The following is a 6902-nucleotide window of genomic DNA, read 5'->3' as shown; positions in this document are numbered from 1 at the left end:
GTTTCCTGCAATCGTTGACCTTCGGCGTGCGCACCACCAACCGCCGCGCCGTCACCGACAGCACCCCGTATCGGTTCGTCGGCATTTTCTCACCGCTGGCCAACTTCCCGGGATCGACCTACTCGATCAACAGCTATGGCGATTTCTTCCGCGGCGACGCCAATGTGTTCGGTGCCACCATCGCGCCCAACCCGGCGCTGCTGAACGACTACCCCGGCTCGCTTTCCCAGTTCGGTGTCACGGACCTGCTGAAGTATGGCCCGGCCGACACCAACAAGCAGGGCGAAAAGACCTACAGCGCCTACGCGATGCTGCGTTTCGGCTGGACCATGGGTGATATTCCCGTTGACGGCAATTTCGGCGTCCGCGGCGTGCGTACCAATGTCACCGCCGACGGCGTGGTGAATGATACCAATGGTGATGGCGGCTATTCGCCGCTCAACATCGACACCACGTACAACTCGGTGCTGCCGAGCCTGAACCTCAACGTGCATTTCACCGACAAGTTGCAGTGGCGCATCGCCGGCTCCAAGGGTCTGTCGCGGCCCAGCTTCGACGACATGAACCCGGTGACCAGCCTCAGCACGCCTGACGCGGGGGGCAACAACACTTTCACCGGTTCCGCCGGCAATCCGAACCTGAAGCCGGTCAAGGCCGACCAGTTCGATACCTCGCTGGAGTGGTATTTCAAGCCCGGCGCGCTGGCCTACGTGGCTTTGTTCTACAAGAACGTGAACGGGTTCATCTCGCACACCAACATCGTCGAACCCTTTGCCGTCCCCAACCCCGACGGCAGCAGCACGGTGCAGAATTACCTGATCAACCGCCCGGTGAACGGCGGCAACGGCAAGATCCGCGGCGCCGAGATGGGCCTGACCTACTTCTTCGATTTCCTGCCCACGCCGTTCGACGGACTGGGCGTGGAAACCAACTACACCTATGTCTATTCCAAGGCACCGAGCCCCGATGCCGCCGATACCTCCGGCAACCCGCTGCAGGTACCGCTGGAAGGCCTGTCGAAGAACAGCTACAACCTGATCGGCATCTACGAGAAAGGCCCGATCGAGGCGCGGCTGGCCTACAACTGGCGCAGCAACTGGGTGGTGACCACCCAGGGCAACGGCACGGGCAGCCTGCCGATCTTCGACAAGTCATACGGCCAGCTCGACGCGTCGCTCACCTATCGCGTGAGCGACCAGCTTTCAGTCACCGGCGCGGCAGTGAACCTGACCAACACGAAACGGCGTACGATCTTCGGCGTGGACACCCGCCCGCGCGATGTCCAGATCAACGATCGCATGTATTCGTTGAGGTTGATGTACAGTTTCTAATGAGCCTACTGCCAAGCTCCACCGGTGGCGCGCCTGAAAACGCGTCGCCGGTGTTCTCCGCAGCGATCCTGATGCTGCTTTCCGTCGCCGCCCAAGCCGCGGATATTCCCTATCAATGGAACAACGTGCGCATCGGTGGCGGTGGATTCGTCTCCGGGCTCGTCTTCCATCCAGCGGAACAGGGCCTGGCTTATGCCCGTACCGATGTCGGCGGCGCCTATCGCTGGAACGCCGCCTCGTCGCGCTGGATCCCGCTCACCGACTGGGTGGATGCTGACCACGCCAACTTGATGGGCATCGATGCGATGGCGCTGGATCCATCCGATACCCGCCGCCTGTACCTGGTGGGCGGCACCTATACGCGGCCTGACGTGGGTAACGCTGCCCTGCTTCGCTCCACCGACCGTGGCGATCATTTCGACATCGTGCCCTTGCCCTTCCCCATGGGGGGGAACGAACTGGGACGCGGCAACGGCGAGCGTCTGGCCGTGGATCCGCACGATGGCGCCGTGCTGCTGCTGGGCTCGCGCAACGCCGGGCTGTGGCGCAGCGCGGACCATGGCGCACACTGGGCGGAAGTCGCCACGTTCCCCGCGCAGGCAAAAACGGCCACCGCCACCAGCGGCGCCCGCACGCAACCGGTGGGCATCGCCTTCGTCGCCTTCGACCCCTCCTCGCGGGCGGTATACGCAGGCATTTCCACCCGGGATACATCGGTGTTCCGATCCGACGACGGCGGCCGTACGTGGACGGCCGTGCCCGGCCAGCCAGCGGGGCTCCGGCCCACCCACATGCACCCGATGGGCAAGCGCTTCGTGCTGACCTACGGTGACGAGCCCGGTCCGGACCAGATGCACGATGGCGCGGTATTCGCCTTCGATCCAGCCGCCTCGCGCTGGACCGATATCACCCCCTTGCCGCGAACGAAAGCACCATCGGGTCACGGATGGGGCGATGTGGCGGTTGATCCTGCCCATCCCGACGTGCTGGTGGCCAGCACCTTCGCCCACTACACGCCGCATGACCTCCTCTTCCGCAGCACGGATGGCGGCGTGCATTGGTCCGAGGTATTCGCACATTCTGACTTCGACCACCAGGACGCCCGCTGGACGGTGGATCACACGCCGCACTGGATGGCCTCGGTGGCTATCGATCCGTTTGATCCGGACCATGTGCTCTTCGTCACCGGCTACGGCATCTGGGCGTCGCGCGACATGCGTGCGCTGGACCGAGGCCTGGGCGTGCACTGGTGGTTCCAGGACGACGGGCTGGAAGAAACCGTGCCGCTGGGGCTGGTGAGCCCGGCGGTAGGTGCGCACCTGGTGAGCGCGGTGGGCGACCTGGACGGATTCCGGCATGACAACCTCGACACGGCGCCCCTGCAACTGGCCGGCCCGCCCCGGTACCAGAATGCCGAGGATATCGACGTGGCGGGACAGGCGCAGGCGATAATGGTTCGCAGCGGTCGAATCCGGGGCAAGACGGACGTCGTACGCGCGGCCATCTCGCGCGATGGCGGAATCACCTGGAAGGCCCTGGCCAGCGAGCCGGGCGAAGGTGACGGCGCCGGCACCGTTGCGGTGAGTGCGGATGGCAAGCGCATCGCCTGGCTACCGGCGCATGCCTCGCATGTATTCGTCACCGACGACGAAGGAAAGCATTGGCAGCATGGCGATGAGTTACCGCGGGCCTCGCATGTGCTGGCCAACCGCGTATCGGCCAACGTGTTCTATGCCGACGGTCCCGGCCATGCATGGGTCAGCACCGATGGAGGGCTCACCTTCATCCCGGTCGGCGGCGGCTTCGGCGCGCGCATCGCCGCCGATCAGCATCCCCGCGCGCGCCTGGCGATTGCGCCGGACCGCAACGACGAGTTGTGGTGGGTAAGCCCCGCCAATGGCCTTGCGGTGGGCGACGCCACCGGCCGGCTGCTGGACGTGCCCGCGGACATCACTGCCGCGGATTCACTGGGTTTTGGCCGGGCGGCACCCGGCGCCGAACACGCAACCATGTACGTGGCAGGCAAGCGGGGCAACGTGCGCGGCCTTTTTCGCAGCGTCGACCATGGCGCGCGCTGGCAACGCATCAACGACGACGCCCACCAGTTCGGCGCTATGGGCCATGTCACGGGTGATCCCCGGGTGTTCGGACGCGTGTATTTCGCCACGGGCGGGCGCGGCATCTTCTACGGCGAACCAAAACCTGTCATGGACCAATCACGATGAACATCAAACGCACCAAATCCTTGTCGATAGTTCTTTCGTTCGCCCTGGCCAGCGTCACCAGCGGAGCCTGGGCCGCGCCGTTGCCGCGCATCGCCACCGAGAACGGCAATCACGCGCTAGTGGTGGACGGCAAACCCTACCTGCTGCTCGGCGCCCAGGTGAACAATTCCAGCGCATGGCCCGCCATGCTGGGTGAAGTGTGGCCGGCCATCGACCAGTTGCACGCCAATACCGTGCTGGTGCCGATCGCCTGGGAGCAGGTGGAACCGCGCGAGGGCAGCTTCGATTTCAGCTTCATGGATACGCTCATCAGTCAGGCTCGCCAGCACCGTGTGCGCCTGGTGCTGCTGTGGTTTGCCACTTGGAAGAATAACGGCCCGAACTACGCGCCTTCCTGGGTAAAACTGGACAACAAGCACTTTCCTCGCGTGGTCACCGCCCAGGGCAAGCTGCTCAATTCCCTTTCACCGCACGCCACCGCCACGCTCCAGGCCGACACCCGGGCCTTCGTGGCGATGATGACCCACCTGAAGAAGATCGACGGCGACCAGCGCACCGTGATCATGGTGCAGGTGGAGAACGAGTCCGGCACGTACGGCGCCGACCGCGATCATTCGCCCGCGGCCGACAAGCTGTTTGCAGGCCCGGTGCCGGCGGAGCTGCTGCAGAGGACTGGCAAGGCCGCGGGTACATGGCGCCAAGTGTTCGGTGGCGATGCAGACGAGATGTTCCATGCCTGGTCGGTGGCGAGCTTCATCGGCAGCGTGGCCAAGGCCGGCAAGGCAGTGTACGCGCTGCCCATGTATGCGAACGCGGCCCTGCGCGACCCATTCAAGCCGGGACCTGCCGGCGGCTACGCTTCGGGTGGACCCACCGATAACGTGCTGGATGTATGGAAGGCGGCGGCGCCAGCGCTCGATATCCTGGCGCCGGACATCTACATGCCCGAGTCGGTGAAGGTCAACGCCATCCTGGACCGCTACCGCCGCAGCGACAATCCGCTGTACGTGGCTGAAATCGGCAACGCCCCCCCGTATGCGCGCTACGCTTTCGCTACCTTCGGCCGCGGCGGCATCGGTTTCGCCCCCTTCGGCATGGATTTCACCGGCTACTCGAATTTCCCCCTCGGCGCGCGGAAGGTCGACGACGAAACGCTCGATGCCTTCGGCGCAGTGAATACACTGCTCGGCTCCTTCGGTGAGCAACTGGCAGCGCTTGCGCTGCAAGGCAAAACCTGGGGCGCCGCAGAGCCCGACGACAGCCACGAGAGCGAGCTGGATCTCGGCGCCTGGCGCGTGCACGTGGGCTATGGGCAGGCGCAGTTCGGCGTGAAACCGCCCGAGGGAAACCCCTCGCCGTCTGGCGGCGTGGTCATTGCCGAGGTGGCGAAGGACGAGTACCTCGTCACCGGATTTCACGCCCGCGTGAATTTCTACCCGGGTAAGGACGATCCGCACCGCCGCTTCCTGCTCGAGCGCGTGGAGGAAGGGCGTTACGAAAACGGCCAGTGGGTATTCCGCCGCCTCTGGAATGGCGACCAGACCGACTACGGCCTGAACTTCACCGGCGCGCCGCAGTTGCTGCGCGTCAAGCTTGCCACGTACTGACTGGCGGGGAATGATGCAGGCGATTAAATCGCGGTAGTATCAGGGCACCGCCAACCGATATCGGTTAAGGGGGCAATATGACCACGACCGCTTTCGCACCCTCCCCGGCATTCGCGCAACCATCACCGCTACCACGCACACGCTGGAAGCCCGTCCTGGCCCTTGCCGCGCTCGCCACGACCTTCGCCGCGCTAGCCGCCCCGCCTACAGTGGATTCACCCGAACGCAGTGGAATAAACGTTTGCGCCTTCGGCATGGAGCAGATCCTGCCCGGCGACTACTACGCGTGCAGGTCCATCTACGCGATGCAGCACCATGATTACCGCAAAGCGATCGATTTGCTGGAAGAGTCAGCCAGTTGGGCCAACAAGAACTCGCAGCGCGTGCTTGGGCTGGTGTACTTCAACGGCGACAGCACCGGGATTCGACCCAATCATCCCCTGGGCCTGGCGTGGCTCAAGCTCGCGGCCGAACGCCACGACCCGACCATCCAGAAGGATTTTGACGGTGCGCTCGCACGTGCCAGCCAGGACGAGCAGGCGGAGTCGGAACGGATTTTCCAATCCATGAAGGATAAGTACGGCGACGACGTTGCCGGCAAGCGCGCGGTCAAGCGGTACAACGAATATGTGGTACCGATCAAACAGGCGTCGCTGCAGCGTAACTACGCCATCCTTTACGGCTTTGGCCCGTACGGCCAGCGGGCGGACGTGGTCGTGGCGCAGTTGCAGACACAGGCACAGCAGGATTTCAGCGGCCTGGTCGGCAACGTGGTGGTGGGCGCCGTTGAGCCCGACTCAGGTGGCGCGGGTAAACCGGCGCCACCCCAGTAAAGAAACCGCATGACCGAAGCCCGGCGACTGTTGTTCGTATGCAGCCAGAATCGACTGCGAAGCCCGACGGCTGAGCACGTGTTCGCCACATATCCTGGGGTAGAAACGCTCTCTGCCGGCTTGAACGCGGGAGCGGACGTGCCGCTTTCCGAGGAACTCCTGCGTTGGGCCGACATGGTCTTCGTGATGGAGAAGCGGCACCGCGAGAAACTCTCGCGGGAATTCCAGCAGGCGGTGGGCGGCACTCGCGTGGTCTGCCTGGATATTCCCGACATCTATGAATACATGGACCCGGAGCTGGTGGCATTGCTGGAGAAGCGCGTTTCGCCCTACCTTTAGGCTAGAGGGGAAGTGCGTAGGTCTGCTTGACCACCTGGCTGGGCAAGTCCGTCTTGACGTTCTGGATGCCGTTGGCGCGCGTGAGATGCGTGGACTGGAAATACCGGTATGCATCGAGATCCGCTACCACCACGCGAAGCAACGCATCGCTTTCGCCCAGCATGATGTAGCACTCCATCACCTGTGGCAGCCGCTTCATCGCTTCGATGAAATGCTCGATGGTCTCGGCGTCCTGGGCGATCAGCCAGACACGCGCGAACAGGGTAAGCCCCGCGCCGACCATCGCCGGGTTCAGCACCGTGACGTAACGATCGATGACGCCCGCCTCTTCAAGAAGGCGAACCCGGCGCAGGCACGGCGATGGCGATAGGCCGACTTCACGGGCAAGGTCGGTGTTCTGAAGGCGCGCGTTTTCCTGCAGGGCCTTGAGGATACGCCTGTCAATCTTGTCCAGTTTGATGGTCATATCAAATCATTGCGTGCGCTAATCTTGAAATTCTATGCCAATACTCTGAGATATTGTGGAATAAATGGCACCCGATTGCGTACTCCCGCCGCTACATTGCT

Annotated in this window: 6 protein-coding genes; 5 read left to right on the top strand and 1 reads right to left on the bottom strand. The window is 63.7% G+C overall.

Annotation, left to right across the window (positions count from 1 at the left end; translation table 11 throughout):
• The 5 genes from VK519_RS14825 to VK519_RS14805 all read left to right on the top strand — a co-directional run.
• The coding region (locus tag VK519_RS14825) for a TonB-dependent receptor (RefSeq protein ID WP_324351016.1) at positions 1-1331 on the top strand (1331 nt) is incomplete at its 5' end.
• Positions 1331-3556, top strand: coding sequence for a cellulase (locus VK519_RS14820; RefSeq protein WP_324351014.1), 2226 nt, complete (start codon positions 1331-1333; stop codon positions 3554-3556). The genes VK519_RS14825 and VK519_RS14820, both read left to right, overlap by 1 nt.
• On the top strand, positions 3553-5163 hold the full coding sequence (locus VK519_RS14815) for a DUF5597 domain-containing protein (RefSeq protein ID WP_324351012.1): 1611 nt from the start codon (positions 3553-3555) through the stop codon (positions 5161-5163). Before VK519_RS14820 ends, VK519_RS14815 begins: the two co-directional genes overlap by 4 nt.
• 77 nt (positions 5164-5240) lie before the next feature.
• The gene (locus VK519_RS14810) at positions 5241-5996 is read left to right on the top strand and encodes an SEL1-like repeat protein (RefSeq protein WP_324351010.1); all 756 of its coding nucleotides are present in this window, start codon (positions 5241-5243) and stop codon (positions 5994-5996) included.
• A 9-nt stretch (positions 5997-6005) separates the two neighbouring features.
• On the top strand, positions 6006-6335 hold the full coding sequence (locus VK519_RS14805) for a low molecular weight protein tyrosine phosphatase family protein (RefSeq protein ID WP_324351008.1): 330 nt from the start codon (positions 6006-6008) through the stop codon (positions 6333-6335).
• A 1-nt stretch (position 6336) separates the two neighbouring features.
• Here the strand turns inward: VK519_RS14805 and VK519_RS14800 are convergent, their stop codons facing one another.
• Entirely contained in the window at positions 6337-6801 is a 465-nt protein-coding gene (locus VK519_RS14800) for an Lrp/AsnC family transcriptional regulator (RefSeq protein ID WP_324351006.1), read from the bottom strand.
• Positions 6802-6902 lie beyond the last annotated feature (101 nt).

The organism is Pinirhizobacter sp. (assembly GCF_035317885.1).
In the GTDB taxonomy this organism is placed as follows: domain Bacteria; phylum Pseudomonadota; class Gammaproteobacteria; order Xanthomonadales; family Rhodanobacteraceae; genus Pinirhizobacter.
The sequence above is the reverse complement of the archived record's forward strand: the minus strand, read 5'-3'. Positions and strand labels throughout refer to the sequence as shown.

Excerpts from the sequence above, each read along its gene's own strand:
- VK519_RS14820 (WP_324351014.1), top strand. The coding sequence starts at position 1,331 with ATGAGCCTACTGCCAAGCTCCACCGGTGGCGCGCCTGAAAACGCGTCG.
- VK519_RS14815 (WP_324351012.1), top strand. The coding sequence starts at position 3,553 with ATGAACATCAAACGCACCAAATCCTTGTCGATAGTTCTTTCGTTCGCC.
- VK519_RS14810 (WP_324351010.1), top strand. The coding sequence starts at position 5,241 with ATGACCACGACCGCTTTCGCACCCTCCCCGGCATTCGCGCAACCATCA.
- VK519_RS14805 (WP_324351008.1), top strand. The coding sequence starts at position 6,006 with ATGACCGAAGCCCGGCGACTGTTGTTCGTATGCAGCCAGAATCGACTG.
- VK519_RS14800 (WP_324351006.1), bottom strand. The coding sequence starts at position 6,801 with ATGACCATCAAACTGGACAAGATTGACAGGCGTATCCTCAAGGCCCTG.